The 21621-nt window shown below is 67.9% G+C and carries 16 protein-coding genes; 11 read left to right on the plus strand and 5 right to left on the minus strand.

Going from position 1 to position 21621, the window contains the following annotated elements:
• Positions 1-59: 59 nt before the first annotated feature.
• The 8 genes from DFO45_RS19885 to DFO45_RS19920 all read left to right on the plus strand — a co-directional run bounded on the left by DFO45_RS19885 (position 60) and on the right by DFO45_RS19920 (position 11245).
• Complete coding sequence (locus DFO45_RS19885; RefSeq protein WP_133866212.1) at positions 60-962, plus strand: LysR family transcriptional regulator; 903 nt, start codon at positions 60-62, stop codon at positions 960-962.
• A 455-nt stretch (positions 963-1417) separates the two neighbouring features.
• Entirely contained in the window at positions 1418-2293 is an 876-nt protein-coding gene (gene rimP / locus DFO45_RS19890; protein ID WP_133866213.1) for a ribosome maturation factor RimP, read from the plus strand.
• A complete protein-coding gene (gene nusA, locus DFO45_RS19895) occupies positions 2293-3891 on the plus strand; it encodes a transcription termination factor NusA (protein WP_012168549.1) in 1599 nt (532 codons plus the stop codon). The genes rimP and nusA overlap by 1 nt, the downstream gene beginning before the upstream one ends.
• Before the next feature lie 21 nt (positions 3892-3912).
• Complete coding sequence (locus DFO45_RS19900) at positions 3913-4629, plus strand: RNA-binding protein (RefSeq protein ID WP_012168550.1); 717 nt, start codon at positions 3913-3915, stop codon at positions 4627-4629.
• Positions 4626-7793, plus strand: a complete 3168-nt coding sequence (gene infB / locus DFO45_RS19905; RefSeq protein WP_133866214.1) for a translation initiation factor IF-2 — start codon at positions 4626-4628, stop codon at positions 7791-7793. The genes DFO45_RS19900 and infB overlap by 4 nt, the downstream gene beginning before the upstream one ends.
• Before the next feature lie 232 nt (positions 7794-8025).
• Positions 8026-8463 (plus strand): 30S ribosome-binding factor RbfA, encoded by a 438-nt coding sequence (gene rbfA, locus DFO45_RS19910; protein ID WP_012168552.1) that lies wholly within the window; start codon positions 8026-8028, stop codon positions 8461-8463.
• Positions 8463-9551 carry a tRNA pseudouridine(55) synthase TruB gene (truB, locus tag DFO45_RS19915; RefSeq protein WP_133866215.1) on the plus strand — a complete coding sequence of 363 codons (1089 nt, stop codon included), beginning with the start codon at positions 8463-8465 and terminating at the stop codon, positions 9549-9551. Before rbfA ends, truB begins: the two co-directional genes overlap by 1 nt.
• Positions 9552-9649: 98 nt before the next feature.
• Entirely contained in the window at positions 9650-11245 is a 1596-nt protein-coding gene (locus DFO45_RS19920; RefSeq protein ID WP_133866216.1) for an ABC transporter substrate-binding protein, read from the plus strand.
• 422 nt (positions 11246-11667) lie between these two features.
• On the opposite strand, the gene DFO45_RS19925 is transcribed toward DFO45_RS19920, so the two are convergent.
• The 4 genes from DFO45_RS19925 to DFO45_RS19940 all read right to left on the minus strand — a co-directional run bounded on the left by DFO45_RS19925 (position 11668) and on the right by DFO45_RS19940 (position 15817).
• Complete coding sequence (locus tag DFO45_RS19925; RefSeq protein WP_133866217.1) at positions 11668-12438, minus strand: ABC transporter permease; 771 nt, start codon at positions 12436-12438, stop codon at positions 11668-11670.
• The gene (locus tag DFO45_RS19930) at positions 12435-13214 is read right to left on the minus strand and encodes an ABC transporter ATP-binding protein (RefSeq protein WP_245518188.1); all 780 of its coding nucleotides are present in this window, start codon (positions 13212-13214) and stop codon (positions 12435-12437) included. Before DFO45_RS19930 ends, DFO45_RS19925 begins: the two co-directional genes overlap by 4 nt.
• Before the next feature lie 312 nt (positions 13215-13526).
• The gene (locus DFO45_RS19935) at positions 13527-14546 is read right to left on the minus strand and encodes an ABC transporter substrate-binding protein (protein ID WP_133866219.1); all 1020 of its coding nucleotides are present in this window, start codon (positions 14544-14546) and stop codon (positions 13527-13529) included.
• 134 nt (positions 14547-14680) lie between these two features.
• The gene (locus tag DFO45_RS19940; protein WP_133866220.1) at positions 14681-15817 is read right to left on the minus strand and encodes a PLP-dependent cysteine synthase family protein; all 1137 of its coding nucleotides are present in this window, start codon (positions 15815-15817) and stop codon (positions 14681-14683) included.
• 228 nt (positions 15818-16045) lie between these two features.
• On the opposite strand from DFO45_RS19940, the gene DFO45_RS19945 reads away from it, so the two are divergent.
• From DFO45_RS19945 to DFO45_RS19955, 3 genes are all read left to right on the plus strand, one after another.
• Entirely contained in the window at positions 16046-16585 is a 540-nt protein-coding gene (locus DFO45_RS19945) for a MarR family winged helix-turn-helix transcriptional regulator (RefSeq protein ID WP_081433848.1), read from the plus strand.
• 113 nt (positions 16586-16698) lie between these two features.
• Positions 16699-17706 carry a zinc-binding dehydrogenase gene (locus tag DFO45_RS19950; protein WP_012168560.1) on the plus strand — a complete coding sequence of 336 codons (1008 nt, stop codon included), beginning with the start codon at positions 16699-16701 and terminating at the stop codon, positions 17704-17706.
• A gap of 45 nt (positions 17707-17751) precedes the next feature.
• The gene (locus DFO45_RS19955; protein WP_133866221.1) at positions 17752-18180 is read left to right on the plus strand and encodes a PaaI family thioesterase; all 429 of its coding nucleotides are present in this window, start codon (positions 17752-17754) and stop codon (positions 18178-18180) included.
• 286 nt (positions 18181-18466) lie between these two features.
• On the opposite strand, the gene putA is transcribed toward DFO45_RS19955, so the two are convergent.
• Entirely contained in the window at positions 18467-21592 is a 3126-nt protein-coding gene (putA, locus tag DFO45_RS19960) for a bifunctional proline dehydrogenase/L-glutamate gamma-semialdehyde dehydrogenase PutA (protein ID WP_133866222.1), read from the minus strand.
• Positions 21593-21621: the final 29 nt, after the last annotated feature.

The following is a 21621-nucleotide window of genomic DNA, read 5'->3' on the forward strand; positions in this document are numbered from 1 at the left end:
CCTGTGCTTGATCGACGGCGTCGATCATCTGCGCGGGAGCCGGTCACCGGGAGCTCATCATGTTCGTGCGGCAGCTTCATTATCTGGTGGCGGTGGCGCGCGAGCAGCATTTCGGTCGCGCGGCCGAGGCCTGCCATGTCACCCAGCCGACCCTCTCCGCCGGCCTGCGCAAGCTGGAAGAGGAACTGGGCTATCCGCTAGTGGTGCGGGGCCATCGCTTCATGGGGCTCACCGAGCACGGCGCGCGCGTGCTCGCCTGGGCCCAGCGCATCATCAATGATTATGACGGCATGCGGCAGGAACTGGCCGGCTCGGAAGCCGGCCTCACCGGCATCCTGCGCCTCGGCTGCGTACCGCCCATGCTGCCGGCGCTGAGCGGCCTCCTCACCGCCTTCTGCGAACGCCATCCCCTCGTGCGCGTGCAGGCCCTCTCCATGAGCGCGCTCGCTATCCAGCGCGGCCTTGATGACCAGGTGCTCGACGCGGGGGTGAGCTATCTCACCGGAACGCAGCCGCCGAAGCTCCACTGGCTGCCCTTCTATGAAGAGCGCTACATGTTCGTCCGCGCCGCCGGTGGCGACGACCTACCGGCGCGCATCAGCTGGGCCGAGGCCGCGCGCTCCCCCCTCTGCCTGCTCACGCCCGACATGCAGAACCGCCAGATCATTGACGAGGCGTTGGCCACCGCCGGCGCCGTGTCGGTCCCGCGCATCGAGGCCAACACCTTCTTCGGCGTGTGGTCCATGGTCTGCTCGGGCGCCTGGGCCAGCATCGTGCCGCACACCCATATCGCCACCTTTGGCCGCATGGCGGGCGTGAGCGCCATTCCGCTGATCGATCCTGACTGGCGGCGGCCGGTGGGTCTCGTGACGCCTGACCGCGACCCGCTGGCGCCCGTCGCCGCCGCCTTCCGCAAGCTCGCGGCGCGGTGGTCCTGGAACGGCGAAGACGCAGCTTCATAGAAGCTGCCGATCAATCCTTGCACCCAAACGATTGGACCCGCCGCGGGCGCTCGGGCTTGATGGCGACAGGCGGTTCTGAGCGGCCGCCTTTCCTAACCCACACTTTCTGGCACGGACGCCTCAGGCGCTCCGTGCTTTTTTATGGGCCCCGTCGGCGGGATCGCCGCGCAAGCCGTCTGGCGCGCCCGTACGGCAGTCGACGCGGGTGTCGCCCGCAATGGCTTGCACCTTTGGGTTTTCTGTCTATATTAGCGCCGTCCCTATAGGGGATACCTCAGAGCCATCGTCGTCGAAGGTGATGAGAGTGGGTTCCGGCCGGGACCCGCTCCCTTTCTGCTTATGTGGACCTTCGCGAGGCCGGTTCCGGGTGGCGCATTTTGCGTCGGACACGAATTCCAGGGCTGCCGTGCCCCTTGTGCGCGCATCCCGCCCAAAGCCTGACGTCCCGGAGGGACATGAACGAGACCGTCGAAGCGCTGGACCCCAACGAGCCGCGCCTCATCACCGAATCCGGCGTCGCCGCGCGCATCGCTGCGATCGTCACGCCCGTGCTGGCCGACCTCAACCTGCGCCTGGTGCGCGTGAAGGTGACGGCGCGCGACGGCGGCACCTGCCAGATCATGGCGGAGCGGCCCGACGGCTCGATGACCATCGACGACTGCGAGGCCGCGTCCCGCGCCATCTCGCCGGTGCTCGACGTGGAAGACCCCATCACCGGCGCCTACCGGCTGGAGATTTCCTCTCCCGGCATCGACCGGCCGCTGGTGCGGCTCACCGATTTCGACCGCTGGGCCGGTCATGAGGTGAAGGTGGAGATGGCAGTGCCAGTGGACGGCCGCAAGCGCTTCCGCGGCATCCTCATCGGCACCCGCGCCGAGCTTGCCGTGGTCAAGCGCACCGATGCCCCCAAGGGCGAGGAGCCGGAAGTTTCCCTCCCCGTCGCCGATATCGGCGAGGCCAAGCTGGTGCTCACCGACGCCCTCATCACCGAGGCGCTGCGCCGGGCCAAGGCTGCCGAGCGCGGCCTCGGCGAGGACGAAGAGTTTGAAGACGACGCCGACGAGGTGTTCGAGGGCGAGGAGGCGGACGACAAGGCCGCCAAGGATGCCGCGAATGCCGAGCGGGCGAATGCCAAGAAGGCCGCCGACAAGGCCGAGAAGCGGGCCGGCAAGGTCGCGCGCAAGGCGGCCAAGTCCGAGAAAGCCGAGAAGTCCCAGGCCAAGACCGGCAAGGCGCGCCTCTCCAAGGCCGAAGTCGATGATCTGGCCGTCACCAATCCGGCCTCTCGCGCGCTGCGCGGAGGAAAGCCCAAAGCGAAGGAGACGCACTGATGGTCGCCGTCAGCGCAAACCGTCTGGAACTGCTGCAGATCGCTGACGCGGTTGCGCGGGAAAAGACCATTGACCGCGGCATCGTCATCGCGGCGATGGAGGATGCCATCGCCAAGGCCGCGCGCTCGCGCTACGGCCAGGAGACGGATATCCACGCGGAGATCAATCCGCGCACCGGTGAGCTGCGTCTCGCGCGTCACCTCCTCGTGGTGGACGAGGTGGAGAATTCCGCCACCGAGATCACGCTGGACGGCGCCCGCCGCCACAATCCGGCAGCGCAGGTGGGCGACACCATCGCCGACACCCTGCCCCCCTTCGACTTCGGCCGCATCGCCGCCCAGTCGGCCAAGCAGGTCATCGTGCAGAAGGTGCGCGAGGCCGAGCGCGACCGGCAGTATGACGAGTTCAAGGACCGCATCAGCGAGGTGGTCAACGGCCTCGTGAAGCGTGTCGAATACGGCAACGTGGTCGTGGATCTCGGCCGTGGCGAAGCCATCCTGCGGCGCGACGAGCTGCTGCCGCGCGAGGTGGTGAAGACCGGCGACCGCATCCGCGCTTATATTTATGACGTGCGCCGCGAGCCCCGTGGCCCGCAGATTTTCCTGTCGCGCACGCATCCGCAGTTCATGGCGAAGCTGTTCGCGCAGGAAGTGCCGGAAATCTACGACGGCATTGTCGAGATCAAGGCCGTGGCCCGCGATCCCGGCTCCCGCGCCAAGATTGCCGTCATCTCCCGCGACCAGTCGGTCGACCCCGTGGGCGCCTGCGTCGGTATGCGCGGTTCGCGCGTGCAGGCGGTGGTGAACGAGCTGCAGGGCGAGAAGATCGACATCATTCCGTGGAACCCGGACATCGCGACCTTCATCGTGAATGCGCTGGCGCCGGCGGAAGTGGTGAAGGTGGTGCTCGACGAGGACCGCGAGCGCATCGAAGTGGTGGTGCCCGACGCGCAGCTCTCGCTCGCCATCGGCCGTCGCGGCCAGAATGTCCGCCTCGCCTCCCAGCTTACCGGCTGGGACATCGACATCCTGACCGAGCAGGAAGAGAGCGAGCGCCGCCAGAAGGAATTCGCCGAGCGCACCAAGATGTTCGCCGAGGCCCTCGACCTCGACGAGATGATGGGTCAGCTGCTCACCTCCGAGGGCTTCACCTCGGTGGAAGAAATCGCCTACGTGCCGGTGTCCGAGCTCGCCTCCATCGAGGGCTTCGACGAGGAAACCGCCGCCGAACTCCAGGCCCGCGCCCTCAAGCATCTCTCCGATGTCGAGGAAGCGCTGGACAACGAGCGCCGGGAGCTGGGCGTCGAGGACGACCTCAAGACGGTTCCGGGCGTCACCTCCAAGATGCTGGTGGCGTTCGGCAAGAACGACATCAAGTCGGTCGAGGATCTTGCCGGTTGCGCCACCGACGACCTCGTCGGCTGGACGGAGCGCAAGGACGGCGAGACCGTGCGGTTCCCCGGCGCGCTCGATGGGTTCGAGCTGAGCCGTGAGGATGCCGAAAGCCTGATCATGCAGGCCCGCATCGCGGCCGGCTGGATCAGCGCGGACGAAGCCGAGGCGCAGGCGGAAGCCGCGCCCGACTCCGAACCGGCCTGAGAGCCAAGGAGATGACCCGGCGTGCTCGCGAGTATGGACCAGGACGAGACGGATGGCGGGCCGCGCGCGCTGAAGGGCGCGCGGGCGCCGGATGCGCGCCTGTGCCTGGCCACGCGCACGGTCACGCCGGTTTCGCAGATGCTGCGTTTCGTGGTCGCGCCGGACGGCGCGATCGTGCCGGATCTCGGCCATAAGCTTCCCGGCCGCGGCGCCTGGGTCACCGCGACCCGCGAGGCGCTCGATCAGGCGCTGAAGCGCAAGGCCTTCGGACGCGCCTTCAAGGGCAAGGGCACCAGCGGTCCTGACCTGCCCGATCTCGTGGAAACGCTGCTCGCGGCCGATACCCGTGCAGCGCTCTCCCTCGCCAACAAGGCGGGACGTGTCGTCACCGGCACCGCCAAGGTGGAATCCGCGCTCGCGTCAGGCGATGCGGCGGTGCTCCTTCATGCCTCGGACGCTCGTCCGGACGGAATTCGAAAACTGAACGGGTTCGCCCGTCAGATGGAAGCTGCCGGGCTGCGCCCGGTGGCGATCGTAGGCTGCCTGCCGGGCGTCGAATTGGACTTGGCGTTGGGGCGGTCAAATGTGGTACATGCAGCGCTGCTCGCGCATCCGACAACCGCGGGTTTTCTCGCGCGCTGCCGTAGGCTCGAGCGCTGGCGAATGGGCACAGCCGCCAGCGCTCCGGAAGGGCATTGCCCGCAGCCCGACCGGATGCAAGGAACGGATACGGAATGAACGATACCAAGACCCCCGGTGACAAGACGCTCCACCCCGCCCCCGGCAAGACGCTCACGCTGAAGCGCCCGGTGGAGCAGGGCACTGTGCGCCAGAGCTTCAGCCACGGACGCTCCAAGTCTGTGGTGGTGGAGAAGGTGAAGCGCCGCGTCTTCGCGCCGGGTGAAGCCGGAGCGCCGAGCGGCACACCTGCCGCCGCGCCGGCTGCGACCCCGGCGCCGGCTGCTGCCGCGCCGCGTCCCGCCACGCCTGCCCCCGCTGCGCCGCGCCCCGCCGCTCCGGCCCAGCCGGCTGCTGAAGCCAAGGCCCCCGCTCCGGCTCCGACGCCTGCGCCGGCGGCTCCTGCCGCCCCGGTCGCTGAAGCGCCCAAGGTCGAGGCCCCCGCGCCGGTGGCTGCGAAGCCCGAGGCTGCGCCTGCCGCGCCGGTCGCCGAAGCGCCCAAGGTGGAGGTCCCTGCGCCTGCGCCGGCTCCTGCCGAACCCGTTGCCGCGCAGCCGGCGGCGCCGGTCGCTGCTGCGCCCGCCGCTCCCGCTCGTGCCCCCGAGGCGCCCCGTCCTGCGGCGTCCGCGCCCCGTCCGGCCGCCACCACGTCTTCGGGCTCGTCCTCGTCCAGCTCCCGTCCCGCCGCTGGCGGTGCGCAGCGTTCCGGCGGCGCGCCGCAGCGTCCCGGCACGTCCGGTGGTCCGGGCCGTCCCGGCGCGCCGGCGTCCGGCCAGCGCTCCGGTGGCCCGGGTTCGGATCGCCGCGGTGGTCCCGGCGGCCAGAACCGGCCCGGTCAGAACCGGCAGGGTGGCTCCGGCGTCGTGCTGCGCACGCTGACCGAGGAAGAACGCAACGCCCGCGCCAGCGCGCTCGCCGATGCCCGCGTCCGCGAGGTTGAAGAGCGGCGCATGGCCGAAGAGCGCCGCATCGCCGAGGAGGAGGCCCGCCGCCGCGCCGAGCGCGAGCGCGCGGAGCGTGCCGAGCGCGAAGCCGCCGAAGCCCGCAAGCGCGAAGAAGAAAGCCGTCGCGCCCTTGAGGACGAGAGCAAGCGCCGGGCCGAGCAGGAGGCGCGCAAGCGCTTCGGCGAGGAAACCGGCCGCTCCGGCGGTGGCTCCGCGCCGTCCACTTCCACGGCCCGCCCGCTGACGCCCCGTCCGGCCGGCACCACGACCACCACCGGCGCTCCGGCCGCCGGCGAGGAAGAGGACCGTCGTCCACGTCGCGGCGGCGGCGTTCCGCCCCGCCCTGCTGCGCCCGTCAAGCTCCCCAAGAGCGCCGGCGGCGAGAAGCACCGCGGCCGCCTGACCGTCGTCACCGCCCAGTCGGGCGAGGAAGAGCGTCAGCGTTCGGTCGCCTCCTTCCGCCGTCGCACCCAGCGCATGACCGGTCATCGCGGCATGCAGGAGAGCAAGGAAAAGATCGTCCGCGAGGTCGTGCTGCCCGAGACGATCACCATCCAGGAGCTCGCGAACCGCATGTCGGAGCGCGCGGTGGATGTGATCCGGATGCTCATGAAGCAGGGCCAGATGGTGAAGATCACCGACGTGATCGACGCCGATACGGCCGAGCTCATCGCCGCCGACCTCGGCCACACCGTGCGCCGCGTTTCGGAATCGGACGTCGAGGAAGGCCTGTTCGACAGCGCCGACGCGCCCGAGGATCTGCTGCCGCGTCCGCCGGTCGTGACCATCATGGGCCACGTCGACCACGGCAAGACCTCGCTGCTCGACTCCCTGCGCAAGGCGAACGTGGTGTCCGGCGAAGCCGGCGGCATCACCCAGCACATCGGCGCCTATCAGGTGACCTCGCCGCTCGGTGGCAAGATCACCTTCATCGACACCCCCGGCCACGCCGCCTTCACCGCCATGCGCGCCCGCGGCGCCAAGGTGACGGACATCGTGGTGCTGGTGGTGGCGGCCGATGACGGCGTGATGCCCCAGACGGTGGAAGCCATCAATCACGCCCGCGCCGCCAAGGTGCCGCTCATCGTGGCGATCAACAAGATCGACAAGCCCGATGCCAAGCCCGAGCGCGTGCGCTCCGAACTGCTCCAGTATGAGGTGCAGGTGGAGAGCATGGGCGGCGATACGCTGGAGGTGGAGGTCTCGGCCACGAAGCAGATCAACCTGGACAAGCTCCTGGAAGCGATCTCGCTGCAGTCCGAAGTCCTCGACCTCAAGGCGAATCCCGACCGTCCGGCCGAAGGCACCGTGGTGGAAGCCAAGCTCGATCGTGGTCGCGGCCCGGTCGCCACCGTGCTCGTGCAGCGCGGCACGCTGCGGGTGGGTGATATCGTCGTGGCCGGGGCCGAGTTCGGCCGCGTCCGCGCGCTCATCACCGACACCGGCGCCACCACCACCGAGGCCGGCCCGTCCGTCCCCGTGGAGGTGCTCGGCTTCAACGGCACGCCCGAGGCGGGCGACCGTCTCGCGGTGGTGGAGAGCGAAGCCCGCGCCCGCGAGATCACCGAGTATCGCCAGCGCCAGAAGCGCGAGAAGGCGGCGGCCCGTTCCGCCGTGGTCCGCGGTTCGCTGGAGCAGATGATGAGCCAGGTGCGGTCCACGGGCCGCAAGGAATTCCCGCTCATCATCAAGGGCGACGTGTCGGGCTCGGTGGAAGCCATCATCGGCGCCCTCGAGAAGCTGGGCAACGACGAGGTGCAGGCCCGCATCATCCACTCGGGTGCCGGCGGCATCAACGAGAGCGATGTGACGCTGGCGGAAACCTCCGGCGCCGCCATCATCGGCTTCAACGTCCGCGCCAACAAGGAAGCGCGGGATTCGGCCGAGCGGGCGGGCATCGAGATCCGCTACTACAACATCATCTACGACCTCGTGGATGACGTGAAGAAGGCCATGAGCGGCCTGCTGGCTCCGATCACCCGCGAGACCATGCTGGGCAATGCGCTCATCCTCGAGATCTTCAACGTCTCGAAGGTGGGCAAGGTGGCCGGCTGCCGCGTCACCGACGGCACCGTGGAGCGTGGCCAGCACGTGCGCCTGATCCGCGACAACGTGGTGATCCACGAAGGCAAGCTCGCGACCCTGAACCGCTTCAAGGATGCGGTGAAGGAAGTGCTGGCCGGCCAGGAGTGCGGCATGTCCTTCGAGAACTACCAGGACATGCGCGCTGGCGACGTCATCGAGTGCTATCGCGTCGAGGTCGTCCAGCGGTCGCTCTGATCGCCGGGACGATAGGTATCGAAGGCGGCCGGGTTTTCACCGGCCGCCTTTTCCGTCCCGGGCGCACGCCCTTAGTTCTGCCACCCGGGCCTGCTTTCCTCCCGAGGATCAGCCGGCCCCCATGGCACGGCATCGTTTTCACCCGGAGCAGGGCGGTCCAAATCCGCCCCGCTTCGCGTCTCCTCTGGCCGGGGCCGCCCATGGCGTGCCGGGCCGCTGAAGGTTTGGACCCATGAAGACTCAAGACCGTTCGGGCTCCGGCCCGAGCCAGCGCATGTTGCGCGTGGGCGAACTGGTGCGCCATGCGCTCGCCGACGCCCTCCAGCGCGGCGACCATCTCGACCCCGCGCTCGCCGGCACCATCATCACGGTTCCCGAGGTGCGCATGTCGCCGGACCTCAAGATCGCCACCTGCTTCGTCATGCCGCTCGGCGGCAAGGACGTGAACACGGTCATCAAGCTGCTCGCGGCGAACCAGAAGCTGCTGCGCACCGAAGTCGCGCGCCGGGTCGAGCTGAAGTCCGTGCCCTCCCTGCGCTTCCTGCGCGACACCTCGTTCGACGAGGGGGCGCGCATCGATGCCCTGCTCCGCCGCCCCGACGTGGCGCGCGACCTCGACACCGAGACCGATGCCGAAGCCGGCTCCGAGACCACCAAGGAAGAAGACTGATGAACGCGCCCTTCCCCCGCCCCGAGGAGGCCGAGGCGGCCGAGCAGCGCGCGCCGGGCGCGCCCCGTGGTCGCGGCCCGCGCCAGCAGCGTGACCAGGCCCCCCGCGCGCCCAAGCGCGACATCGACGGCTGGGTGCTGCTGGACAAGCCGAGCGGCATGACCTCCACCCAGGCGGTGGCGGTGGTGAAGCGCCTGTTCGCGGCCAAGAAGGCCGGCCATGCGGGCACGCTCGATCCGCTGGCCTCCGGCTGCCTGCCCATCGCGCTGGGCGAGGCCACCAAGACCGTGCCGTACATCATGGACGGCCGGAAGACCTATCGCTTCGCCGTGACCTTCGGCGTCGAGACGGATACGGACGACAGCGAAGGCAAGAGCGTCGCCACCTCCGATCACCGCCCCTCGGACGCGGAAATCGAGGCGGCGCTCGACAGCTTCCTCGGCGAGATCATGCAGGTGCCGCCCGCCTATTCGGCGCTGAAGATCGCCGGTGAGCGCGCCTATGACATCGCCCGCGGGGGCAATGAGGTGGTGCTGGATGCCCGCCCCGTCACCATCCACCGCATCGAGATCGTCGAGCGGCCGGACGCCGACACGGTGGTGCTGGAGGCCGAGTGCGGCAAGGGCACCTATGTGCGCGCCATCGCCCGCGACCTCGGCCGCATGCTCGGCACGCGCGGCCACGTCTCCATGCTGCGCCGGGCCTGCGTCGGTCCCTTCCTCGAGGAAGATCTCGTCCCCATGGACGAGCTTCAGGCCCGCGCCGAGGCAAGCGAGGCGGACCTCTTCGACGCGCTTGATCCGGTGGATTCGGCGCTGGAGGAAATCCCGCACCTGTCCGTCACGCCCTCCGACGCGCACCGCCTGCGCTGCGGCCAGAGCGTCATCCTGCGCGGCCGCGACGCGCCCATTCTCGACGGGCATGTGGCCATCTTCTGCCAGGAGGCGCTGATCGCCATCGGCGATGCGCAGGGCGGCGAGGTGCTGCCGCACCGGGTGTTCAACTGGGCGAAGTCCCACCGCCCGCGTCCGGCCGGCGGCGCGCCCGCGGCGCGCCTGCATCGCGACCCGCCGGCAGAGGAAGCCTGACGTAACGCGAATGTTGGCGTGAGGCATGCCATATGCGGCATGCCTCTTGCTTTTCCGGCGGCGGGGGAGTTTCCGCCGTTTGGGAAGGACGCCGTCTGATGACGTTCCGATTGCTACGCGCCGCCGCTTTGATAGCGAGCGTTGCGCTTGCCGGGGCCGCCAAGGCCGAGTCCGTGGTGCGCTACGGAATCTCCATGGCTGACATTCCGCTGACCACGGGGCAGCCAGATCGTGGTGCGGGTGCCTATCAATTCACCGGCCACACCATCTATGACCCGCTGGTGGCCTGGGAGATGAACGTGGCCGATCGGCCGGGCAAGCTGGTGCCCGGCCTTGCCACCGAATGGAAGGTGGATCCGGCCGATCCGAAGACCTGGATCTTCACCCTGCGCAAGGGCGTGAAGTTCCACGACGGATCCGACTTCACCGCCGATGCGGTGGTGTGGAACCTCGACAAGGTGCTGAACGACAAGGCCCCGCAATATGACCAGCGGCAGGCCGCGCAGGTGCGCACCCGCCTGCCCTCGGTGGCCACCTGGAAGAAGATCGACGATTACACGGTGGCGATCACCACCAAGGACGTGGACAGCTTCTTCCCCTATCAGCTGCTCTGGTTCCTGATATCCTCGCCCGCGCAATACGAGAAAGTGGGCAAGGATTGGGACAAGTTCGCCTCCGCGCCCTCGGGCACCGGCCCTTTCAAGCTCGACAAGCTGGTGCCCCGCGAGCGGGCCGAACTCGTGAAGAACGAGGCCTATTGGGACAAGACGCGCATCCCCAAGTCAGACCGCATCGTCCTCATTCCCATGCCCGAGGCGCTGACCCGCACCAACGCGCTGCTCTCGGGGCAGGTCGACATCATCGAGACCCCGGCGCCGGACGCCGTGCCCCAGCTCAAGGCTGCGGGCATGAAGATCGTGACCAACGTGACGCCGCACGTCTGGAACTACGACCTTTCCAAGCTGCCGGACTCGCCCTGGGCCGACGTGCGCCTGCGCAAGGCGCTCAATCTCGCCATCGACCGCGAGGGCATCGTCGCGCTGATGAACGGCCTCGCCATGCCCGCCAAGGGGCAGGTGGACGCCTCAAGCCCCTGGTTCGGCAAGCCGACCTTCGACGTGAAGTATGATCCGGAAGCCGCCAAGAAGCTGGTGAAGGAGGCGGGCTACTCCGTGGAGAAGCCGCTCAAGACCACCTTCATCATCGCCCAGGGCGGCACGGGGCAGATGCTCTCGCTGCCGATGAACGAATACATCCAGCAGAACCTGAAGGACGTGGGCATCGACGTGGAGTTCAAGGTGGTGGAGCTGGAGACGCTTTATACCCACTGGCGCAAGGGCGCGAAGGACCCCATCAACAAGGGCATCTCCTCCAACAACATCGCCTATGTGACCTCGGACCCGCTCTATGCGCTGATCCGCTTCTTCGACAGCCGGCAGGTGGCGCCGGTTGGCGTCAACTGGGGCTATTATTCCAACCCCAAGGTGGATGCCCTCATCGACGAGGCGAAGAGGACCTTCGATCCCAAGAAGCAGGATGAGCTGATGGCGCAGGTCCATGCGCAGGTGGTGGACGACGCGGCCCTCGTCTGGGTGGTGCACGACACCAATCCCCACGCCATGACGCCGAAGGTGAAGAGCTTCATCCAGGCCCAGCACTGGTTCCAGGATCTGACCACCATCGGCCTGCAATGACGAAAAAGGGCGGCCCGTCAGGGCCGCCCTTCATGTCCGGATCGGGTTTTGATCCTGCCGGGGGCGGCCGTCGCACCAGACCCCCCGTGACACCGGCCCTTGAGCCAGCGTCCGGTGGAGCGACGGCGCCCCTGCCAGATCAAAACCTGACAGGATAATCATGAACACGAATGATCAATTGATCAATATCAAATCGCCCCGTTCCGGATCGGTCGGGCGTAGAAAACGGGCTGCATTTTCCGTGTTGTAGACAGGCGCTTGGCGCGCGGCAGCAGACCGACGCACAAGGCTGGCCACCGCTGTTCGCCCTCCCGGTCCGAGAAATGGACGCGCGCTGTCGCTGCGGGGCCAGTCGCGGCCGCCATCATGCCAAGCGCAAGCTTGTCCGTACCTTGCCCTGGGGATTGAGGCGAACGGCCGGCTCAGCCGGCGGCGCTCATGGAGGCCCGGAAGGCCCAGCCGGCCATGCGGCGTTCCAGCACCGCGAAGACCGCGTACATGAGGATGCCCTGCACAGCGAGCGCCAGCAGTCCGGCGAACACCAGCGGCATCTGGAAGTTCGAGCCCGCCTGCACCATCAGATGCCCGACGCCGGCATTGGCGCCGATGGTCTCCGAGACCACCGCGCCGACGAAGGCCAGCGTGATGGCCACCTTCAGCGAGCCAAACAGATAGGGCGCCGTGCGCGGGATGCCCACCTTGCGCATGATGTCGAGCTTGGAGGCGCCGAGCGCCCGCAGCACGTCCTCCAGCTCCGGCTCCGTGGTGGCAAGGCCGGTGGCCACATTCACCACGATGGGGAAGAAGGAGATGAGGAAGGCGGTGAGGATGGCCGGGATCTCGCCGATGCCGAACCACATGATGAGGATGGGCACCACCGCCACCTTGGGAATGGAGTTGAAGCCGATCATCACCGGATAGAGGCCGCGATAGATGGCCCGCGACCAGCCCACCACGAGACCGAGCGCAATGCCGAACACCACGGCGAGCGCAAAGCCCGCCACCGTGGTCCAGAGCGTGACGAAGGAATTGCGCAGCAGCGGCCACCAGTACTGCGCCGCCGCAGCGAAAATGGCGCTCGGCGCGGGCAGGATGAAGGCGTCGATGCGGAACAGGCGGCAGGCCGCTTCCCAGATGACGAAAAGCCCGACCGTGAAGGCGACGGGCGTGATGTCTTCGGCCGTGATCTTCATGCCTGACGCACCTCGGCGATCTTGCCGCGCAGTTCGTGGACCAGTTGGGTGAAGGCCGGCTCGTAGCAGACCTCCAGCGGGCGGGGGCGGGGGAAGTCCACCCGGCGGGTCTCCACCACGCGGCCTGGGCGGGCGCTCATCACATGGATGGTGTCGGCCAGAAACGCCGCCTCCCGCAGGTCGTGGGTGACGAGGATGACGGTGAAGCCGAGCCGCTGCCACAGATCGCGCAGCACCACCCAGAGCTCCTCGCGGGTGAAGGCGTCGAGCGCGGCGAAGGGCTCGTCCAGCATGAGCAGCGCCGGCTCATGGATCAGCGCCCGGCAGAGCGAGGCGCGCTGCTGCATCCCGCCGGACATCTCCCACGGATAACGGTCCGCGAAATCGCGCAGGCCGACGACGCCCAGCAGATCCAGGGCCTGCTCCCGATAGGCGGCCTTCTCGCGCCGGTAGCGACTGCGGTGGGGCTCCACGATCTCCAGCGGCAGCATCACATTGTCCAGCACCGAGCGCCACGGCAGCATGTTGGCGTGCTGGAAGGCCATGCCGGCGAGCTTCACCGGGCCGTTCACCGGCTTGCCCTCGACGCTGACTGCGCCTTGGGTGGGCCGGATGAGGCCGGTCACCAGCTTCATCAGCGTGGACTTCCCGCAGCCCGAAGGGCCGACGACCGCCGCGAATTCGCCCCGCGCCACCTCGATGGAGGTGTGGGCGAGCGCCGTCACATCGCCGGTTCGGCCCTTATAGGACAGGGTCACATCATCAAGCCGGATCAAGGCGGTGGGCTTTCCTTGGGGTGTGGCGGTTAACGCCCTCCCCCCTTGTGGGGAAGGGCCGGGGAGGGGGTAATGCCCTCTCCGCCGGAGCGGCATTGGGGGAGCAGATGGGAAATGGAGCGTCCTTCCCTGCCTTTCTACCCCCCTCCCTACCCCTCCCCCGCAAGGGGGGAGGGAATGCGCTTTCACGGTAGAGGGTGTCGGACCCTCAGAGGTCTCCAACTACCTCCCCCTTGAGGGGGAGGGTTGGGGAGGGGGGTAGTGCCCTCTCCGCTTGAGCGACTCACGGAAGCATGGATCGGAGCCGCGCCCTTACTTCGGCATCCGCTCGGCGGCGGGGGGCAGGAACTCGGCGGTGAAGACATCCGCCGCCGCCGGCTTCTTCTCCTTGAAGTCGTAGGTGACGGCGATCTGCTCGATGGACTTGGTCATGCGGTCCACGTCGATGCCGCCGATGCCGTTCTTCGTCACCCATTCGGTGATCATGTTGTCCTTGAGCGCCATCTTGAGGCGGGCGAGCTCGATCTTCTCGTCACCCGTCTCGTTGCGCTTCATCACCGCCTTGATGGCGGCGTCGGGATCGCGCGCGGTCTCGATGATGCCCTTGATGGTGGCGCGCACGAAGCCGGCCACTTCCTTCGGATGCGCCTTGGCGAAGTCGGGGTTCACGATCACCGCGTTGCCGTAGAGCACGAGGCCGTAATCGGACATCAGCAGCACCTTGATGTCCTCGGGCTTGATGCCCTTCTGCAGCAGGTTGAAATAGGAGGAGAAGGAGAAGCCGGTGATGGCGTCCACCTTGCCGTCCGCCAGCATGGGCTCGCGCACCGGGAAGCCGACATTCTCGATCTTCACCTTGTCGGCGTCGATGGCGTTCTCCTTCACGAAGGCCTTCCACTGGGCATAGGCGCCGTCGGGTGCCGGGGCACCCAGCACCTTGCCTTCCAGATCCTTCGGCTTGGAGATGCCGGTCTTGACCAGGGTCACGATGGAGAAGGGCGGCTTGTCATAGACCATGAGGACGGCTTTCAGCGCCTTGTCCGGGTTCTGGTCGTTGAACTTCACCAGCGAATTGATGTCGAAGAAGCCGAGCGGATAGGTGCCCGCCGCCACCCGCGCGATGCCGGCCACCGAGCCGGGCCCCGTGTCGACGGTGACGTTCAGGCCCTCGGCCTTGTAGTAGCCCTTGTCGATGGCGACGAAATAGGGCGCGGACGGGCCCTCGAACTTCCAGTCGAGGGCGAACTTGATGTCGGTGTCCGCGCGGGCGGGCAGTGCCGCCGCCGCGATGAAACCGAGCGCCCCGATCAGGCCGCGAAGCATATGCCGCATGGGTCTTCCTCCTGTCCGCTGACAAGAGGCAAGGCACATGCCACCGCCGGAGGCAGAGCGGCCGGATCAGAGGTGGCGATGTCTGCCTAAACGTTGGGCAAATGGACGCGCCGCCGCCCTTCCCCTGGGCGAGCTCAGAAGGGGCCGCCCTGATCGAGGAAGGTTTCCATGCGGGCCTCGTGGGAGCCAAGCTCGAAGCCCTGCGCCGCCACCCAGGCATCGTCATAATAGCTGCGCAGGTAGCGCTCGCCCCGGTCACAGATAAGGGTGACGAGCGAGCCGGTCTCGCCGCGCCCCATCATCTCGGCCGCGAGCATGCACAGCGCATGGAAGGCGGTGCCGGTGGAGGGGCCGACCTTGCGGCCGAGCCGGCGCGCCAGCACGCGCATGGCGGCGATGGAGGCGGCGTCGGGCACGCGGATCATGTGGTCGATCACCTCCGGGATGAAGGAGGGCTCCACGCGCGGCCGGCCGATGCCCTCGATGCGCGATCCGGGGCAGGAGGTGAGGCTGCGGTCGCCGGTGCGGAAGGCGTCGTAGAAGACGGAGCCTTCCGGGTCAGCTACGCACAGGCGGGTGGCATGGTGGCGATAGCGCAGGTAGCGGCCGATGGTGGCCGAGGTGCCCCCCGTGCCCGCGCCCATCACGATCCAGGTGGGGACGCTGCGCGGCTCGCCCTGCATCTGCTGGAAGATGGATTCGGCGATGTTGTTGTTGCCGCGCCAGTCGGTGACGCGCTCGGCATTGGTGAACTGGTCCACATAAAGCCCGCCGAGCCGTTCCGCGAGGGCGGCGGCCTCCGCATAGACCGCGCTGCTGTCGTTCACGAAATGGCAGCGCCCGCCCTCGCGCTCGATGTCCGCGATCTTCTCCGGCGAGGTGGTGCGGGTCATCACCGCATAGAAGGGCAGGCCGAGCAGGCGGGCGAAATAGGCTTCTGAAACCGCTGTTGAGCCGGAAGATGCTTCCACCAGCGTGATGCCTTCGCGGATCTGGCCGTTGCAGACGCCGAACAGGAAAAGTGAACGGGCGAGCCTGTGCTTCAGGCTGCCGGTGGGGTGGCTCGATTCATCCTTGAGATAGATGTCGATGCCGCCGAGCCGGTGCGCCTCGAAGGGCAGGAGGTGGGTATCTGCCGACCGCCGGGCGTCGCGCTCGAGAATCCTGAGCGCCTGATCGGCCCAGATCCGGCGGGCGTCCCGCTCGCTCGGTGTGGCACCGGCGGCGGGGGACGTGAGGGACGGAACGGCGGAGAGGGGCTCGATCTTCATGACCAGACCATTATTCACAGGGGCCGCGGCGATTTGCGGATAACGCAATCATGACCGCTCGCGCGCAGAAATCATCACCGCCGGCGATGCTTGCGGGAGCCCTTTTGCGCAATCTCATTTCGCTCTGCGCCGGATACGCGAAAAATTCCTCGCGCCGGCTCCATTCGGGAGCAGTTGCATCTTTGCCTGACACCTTGTCTCCTACCATACGGAGGGGAGGGTCATTTCATGGAGTCGAAATCGCTTAAGATCTTGGAGCAAGATGTGTCTGGACAGCGCTCAGATGAGCAGACGTTCGGTAGTGATCCGCTGCAGCGGGTGACGCTCGGGTATCTGATCAACCTGATTGCACGTTTGCTGGCCCAGTCGCTCAAGGCGCGCAACGGCGTCGAGGGAATCTTGCCGGGACAGTATCCGATCGTGCTGGAATTGCTGACGAAGGACGGGCCGACGCAGCGTGATCTCTGCGACTTCGTAAAGATCGAGCAGAGCACCATGGCCAATACTTTGAAGCGCATGGAGCGGGACGGCATCATCGAGCGGCGGGCCTCGCTGGAGGACGGTCGCCAGGCGACCGTCCACCTCACCGAGCGTGGCCGGAAGCTGGCCGAGGTGGCGGTGGTCAACGCGTTCGATGTGAACCGCGTCGCGCTGGAGCCGCTGGATCGGGAGGCCCAGGTGCAGTTGCGCACCAGCCTGATCGCCATGGCCGAGCGTCTGGAATCGGATCTGGCGGAGCATCGGGGCGGGCGCGGACACGGCGCCTGACGCAACGTATCGCTTACGCTGGAAATATATTGCTCAACATGCGACCGTGACGCCGGCAGGCGCCACGGTCCACCATCCGCGAGCCTGCTCACCAAAAGACGTGGGAGGCGTGCGTGAAGGCGGCGATCATCCGGTCTCACGGCGGGGCCGAGGCTCTGGAACTGGTGGAAGACTGGCCGCGGCCGGTTGCGGGTGCCGGCGACGTGGTGCTCCGCGTCAAGGCCAGTGCCTTGAATTATCATGACGTTTTCACGCGCCGGGGGATGCCCGGCATCAAGCTCGACCTGCCGGTCGTGCCCGGACTCGACCTCGCCGGCGAGGTGGTGGAGACCGGCGAAGGCGTTACTGACTTCACGGTGGGCGACCGGGTTCTGGTCGATCCGCTGAACCGCGTCGAAGGCGGCCTCATGGGCGAGACCGTCGATGGCGGCCTGCAGCAATATGCGCGCGTGCGCGCCCATCAGCTCGTGCCCATTCCCGAAGGCGTCACCTATGAGCAGGCAGCGGCGCTGCCGGTGGCCTATGGCACCGCACATCGGATGTTGTTCACCAACGGCGGCATCAAGGCGGGCGACACCGTGCTCGTGCTCGGCGCCTCGGGCGGTGTCGGTACCGGCACCGTGCTGCTGGCGAAGCTTGCCGGAGCCCATGTGATCGCCTGCGGGTCCAGCGCGGAGAAGCTGGAGCGGCTCAAGGCCATGGGCGCCGATGAGGTGATCGACTACACAAGAAGCGATTTCACAAAGGACATCTACGCCCGCTTTGGGAAGCCGCACCGCCGTACCTACGATGGTGGTGTTGATGTGGTGGTCAATTTCACCGGCGGAGACACCTGGATACCATCCCTGCGGGCGCTGAAGCGGGGCGGCAAGCTGCTCACCTGCGGCGCCACGGCGGGTTTCGATCCGAAGGAAGACCTTCGCTTCATCTGGACCTTCGAGCTGAAGATCCTCGGCTCCAATTCCTGGGCCCGCGAGGATCTCGTCGCGCTGCTGGATCACATCGCCGCCGGCCGCCTCTCTCCGGTCATCGACCGCGTACTGCCGCTTGAGGATGCCCGCGAGGCGCTGCGCCTCATCGAGGAGCGGGAAGTGATCGGCAAGGTGGTCATCGCGCCTTAGGCGCGGCCCCGTTTCCGCCTGACCTTTTCCGAACGGAGCCCGCTTATGAACGAAACGCCTGTTCCGGCCGTGCCGGACCGCGCCGAACTCGACGCCCGCATCCGCCGCGCGCCCTATCACCAGTGGCTCGGCCTCACCGTTGTGGAAGCGGGCGACGGGGAAATCGTGGTGGAGGTGCCCTGGCGCGAGGAATTCGTGGTCAATCCGGACATCGGCTACACCCACGGCGGCATTCTCGCGACGCTGGTCGATCTCGTCGCCGACTGGGCCATCGCCACGAAGCTCGGCCGGCCCTTCCCAACCGTCGATCTGCGGGTGGACTATCACCGCCCGGCGCTCAAGGGCGTGCTGCGCGTGCGCGGCAAGGTCATCCGCATCGGCTCCAGCTTCTCCACGTCAGAAGCCTATGTGGAGGATGAGAGCGGCAAGCTGCTGGCGAGTGGGCGGGGCACCTACGCCACTTCCACCAAGTAGCGCTCGGCTGCCGGCCGTCTCCGCTGCTGCGACGGACCGATCCGCGATTCGGTCCCGGTTTGGTCTCGCACCGTTCGTATGGGGCGAGCGCGGTGTGCCGTTTCGGGACGGGCCTCAACGGGCGTTGCGCCTGTAGAACGCCTTGTGAACTTCGTCATGCGAGCGATTCGGACGCCCTTTGATCCCCGCCCGTTCACCGTCGGCCGGGACCGCGTCCCGTTTCGGGACACGAGACCGCAAAGCGGCGGCCGGAATGCTCCGGCCGCCGTACTCCGTCAGTTCGGGCTTACTCGCCTTGCGTCATCAGCGCCGCATTGCCGCCGGCGGCGGACGTGTTGATGGTCACGGTCTGCTCGCTGGCGAAGCGCAGCAGATAGTGCGGTCCGCCGGCCTTCGGGCCGGTGCCGGAAAGGCCGTGGCCGCCGAAGGGCTGCACCCCCACCACCGCACCGATGATGTTGCGGTTCACATAGACATTGCCCACCGGCAGGCGCTCCGTGACCTTCTCCACCAGGCTGTCGATGCGGGTGTGGAGGCCCAGCGTGAGGCCGTAGCTGGTGGCGGCGATGGCATCGAGCACGCCGTCAATGCCGCCCGCCTTGAAGCGCACCACGTGGAGGACGGGGCCGAAGACCTCGTCCTTCAGGTCCGCCGCCTGCTTCAGCTCGAAGACGTGCGGGGCCACATAGGTGCCGCGCGTCGGCGCGGTGCCGGCATAATGGACACGAGCGGTGCCAGTCAGTGCCCGGATGTGCGCCTCCAGCTTGCCCTTGGCCTCGGCATCGATCACCGGCCCCACATGCACCGAGGCGTCGCGCGGATCGCCCACCTTCAGCGCATCGGCGGCGCCGACGATCATCTCGATCATCTTGTCCGCCACGTCCTCCTGCACGAAGAGGATGCGCAGGGCCGAGCAGCGCTGGCCGGCGGAGCGGAAGGCGGAGGTCACCACGTCATCGGACACCTGTTCCGGCAGGGCCGTGGCATCCACGATCATGGCGTTGATGCCACCCGTCTCCGCGATCAGCGGCACGATGGGACCGTCCTTGCCGGCAAGCGTGCGGTTGATGATGCGGGCGACCTCGGTGGAGCCGGTGAAGACTACGCCCGCCACCTTGGGCGCCTCCACGAGCCGCGCACCGATGCGGCCGTCGCCGGTGACGAGATGCAGGGCAGAGGCGGGGACGCCGGCCTCATGCAGCAGCCGCACCGCTTCGAAGGCGATGAGGGGCGTCTGTTCGGCGGGCTTGGCCACCACCGCATTGCCGGCGGCAAGCGCGGCGGACACCTGCCCGAGGAAGATGGCCAGCGGGAAGTTCCAGGGCGAGATGGCGACAAAGACGCCGCGCCCGCGCAGGCGCAGCACGTTGCTCTCGCCGGTGGGGCCGGGCAGCGTCTCGCCCGCGCCACACAGACGCTCGGCCTCGCCCGCGTAATAGCGCAGGAAGTCTATGGCTTCCCGCACCTCGGAGATGCCGTCATCCAGGGTCTTGCCCGCCTCGTCCTGAAGGAGCGCGAGGAAGGCCGCCTGCCGGGCCTCCAGAAGGTCTGCCGCGCGGCGCAGCCGGGCGGAGCGCTCGCTTGCCGGCGTGCGGTCCCAGGCCACAAAGCCCTTCAGCGCGGCGGCGACTGCCGCATCCGCCGTGGCCGCATCCGCCTCCACCACGCGGCCGATGGCGCTTCCGTTGATGGGGCTGACCACTGTACGGGTCGCGCCCGCATGGGCCACACCATCAATGAGCGTTGATGCCGTGACCTCGCGGCGGTGGCCCGCGATGTCCTTCAACGTCGTCGCCAGCACCGAGCGGCAGCCCAGTTCCACCCCGTGCGAGTTGCGGCGGCCGGGGCCGTAGAGATCGGGCGGCAGGGGGATATGGCGGTTGCGGGCTTCCTCCGCATTGCCGATGAGGGTGGCCGGGCGGCGCAGGAGATCGCTCACCGGCACGTCCGGATCGCCGGCCACGGAGACGAAGGAGGAATTGGCGCCGTTCTCCAGCAGGCGGCGCACCAGATAGGCGAGCAGGTCGCGATGCCCGCCCACCGGGGCATAGGTGCGGCAGCCCACATCCGGATGGGCGGCCAGCCGCTCCCCATGGGCCGCATCGCCCATGCCGTGCAGGCGCTGGAACTCGAAGCCGCCGGTGCCGCCGGATAGTTCCGTGATGGTGGCGATGGTCAGCGCATTGTGGGTGGCGAACTGCGGGAAGATGCGCGGCCGCAGCGCCAGCAGCTTGCGGGCGCAGGCCATGTAATTGAGGTCCGTCATCGCCTTGCGCGTGAAGACGGGATAGTCGTCCAGCCCGCGCTCCTGCGCGCGCTTCACTTCCGTATCCCAATAGGCGCCCTTCACGAGACGCAGCATGAGACGGCGGTCCAGCCGCTCGGCCAGCGCCGCCATATGGTCGATCACCGCCGCGGCGCGCTTCTGGTAGGCCTGGATGGCAAGGCCGAAGCCGTCCCAGCCCGCAAGGCCGGGATCGGCGAGAACCGCGTCGATCACGTCGAGGGAGAGTTCGAGCCGGTCGGCCTCCTCCGCATCGATGGTGAAATTGAGGTCATAGGCCTTCGCCTTGCGGGCGAGCTCGATGACCTGCGGCACCAGTTCGATGAGGACGCGCTCACGGTTCACCGCGTCATAGCGCGGGTGGAGGGCGGAGAGCTTTACCGAGATGCCGGGCCGGTCGGGCAGCTTCATGTTGCCGGCGCGGCGGCCGATGTCGTCGATGGCGGTGGCGTAGCTGTCGAAATAGCGCTTGGCATCGGTGAAGGTGCGCGCGCCCTCGCCCAGCATGTCGAAGGAATAGCGATAGGCCCGTCCGCTCGCGGATTCCGCCCGGTCGAGGGCCGCATGGATGGTCTGGCCGAGCACGAAGTGATTGCCCAGCACCTTCATGGCCTGCCGCGTGGCGGTGCGCACCGCCGGCAGGCCGATGCGCTTGGCAAGCTTGCCCAGCACCCCTTCCGGCGTCTCGCCCGGCTGGATGACGCGGGCGGTGACGCCGAGCGCCCAGGACGAGGCATTCACCAGCAGGGCGCTCGATCGCGAATCGTGGTTCAGGAAGTCGCCCTGCGCCAGCTTGTCCTCGATCAGCCGGTCGGCGGTGGCGGAATCGGGGACCCGCAGCAGCGCTTCCGCCAGCGTCATCAGCGCCAGCCCCTCCTTGGTGGACAGGGCGTATTCGCGCAGCACTTCCTCGATGCCGCCGACCCCGCCTGCATTGCTGCCCTTCCGGATGGCGGTGATGAGCCGGGCGGCGAGCGCGTCGATGCGGGCCTCGGCTTCCGGCGCCAGCGTGCCCTGCGTGAGCAGCGGCCGGGCAAGGGCCACGTCGTCGGGTGCGAACGGTGCCTCGAAGGGCGGCACGAGCGACGGCGGGAGGGAGGCGGAAACGGGGGATGTGGGGGCAGGCATGGCACTCTCCGGCGGATATGTTTGCGTAA

Source organism: Azorhizobium sp. AG788, from assembly GCF_004364705.1.
In the GTDB taxonomy this organism is placed as follows: domain Bacteria; phylum Pseudomonadota; class Alphaproteobacteria; order Rhizobiales; family Xanthobacteraceae; genus Azorhizobium; species Azorhizobium caulinodans.

What these genes read in the sequence shown, in the direction of transcription:
- rimP (WP_133866213.1), top strand. Translation starts at nt 1,418, where the DNA reads ATGAACGAGACCGTCGAAGCGCTGGACCCCAACGAGCCGCGCCTCATC.
- rbfA (WP_012168552.1), top strand. Translation starts at nt 8,026, where the DNA reads ATGAAGACTCAAGACCGTTCGGGCTCCGGCCCGAGCCAGCGCATGTTG.
- DFO45_RS19920 (WP_133866216.1), top strand. Translation starts at nt 9,650, where the DNA reads ATGACGTTCCGATTGCTACGCGCCGCCGCTTTGATAGCGAGCGTTGCG.
- DFO45_RS19940 (WP_133866220.1), bottom strand. Translation starts at nt 15,817, where the DNA reads ATGAAGATCGAGCCCCTCTCCGCCGTTCCGTCCCTCACGTCCCCCGCC.
- putA (WP_133866222.1), bottom strand. Translation starts at nt 21,592, where the DNA reads ATGCCTGCCCCCACATCCCCCGTTTCCGCCTCCCTCCCGCCGTCGCTC.
- DFO45_RS19935 (WP_133866219.1), bottom strand. Translation starts at nt 14,546, where the DNA reads ATGCGGCATATGCTTCGCGGCCTGATCGGGGCGCTCGGTTTCATCGCG.
- truB (WP_133866215.1), top strand. Translation starts at nt 8,463, where the DNA reads ATGAACGCGCCCTTCCCCCGCCCCGAGGAGGCCGAGGCGGCCGAGCAG.
- DFO45_RS19885 (WP_133866212.1), top strand. Translation starts at nt 60, where the DNA reads ATGTTCGTGCGGCAGCTTCATTATCTGGTGGCGGTGGCGCGCGAGCAG.
- DFO45_RS19955 (WP_133866221.1), top strand. Translation starts at nt 17,752, where the DNA reads ATGAACGAAACGCCTGTTCCGGCCGTGCCGGACCGCGCCGAACTCGAC.
- DFO45_RS19945 (WP_081433848.1), top strand. Translation starts at nt 16,046, where the DNA reads ATGGAGTCGAAATCGCTTAAGATCTTGGAGCAAGATGTGTCTGGACAG.
- infB (WP_133866214.1), top strand. Translation starts at nt 4,626, where the DNA reads ATGAACGATACCAAGACCCCCGGTGACAAGACGCTCCACCCCGCCCCC.
- nusA (WP_012168549.1), top strand. Translation starts at nt 2,293, where the DNA reads ATGGTCGCCGTCAGCGCAAACCGTCTGGAACTGCTGCAGATCGCTGAC.
- DFO45_RS19925 (WP_133866217.1), bottom strand. Translation starts at nt 12,438, where the DNA reads ATGAAGATCACGGCCGAAGACATCACGCCCGTCGCCTTCACGGTCGGG.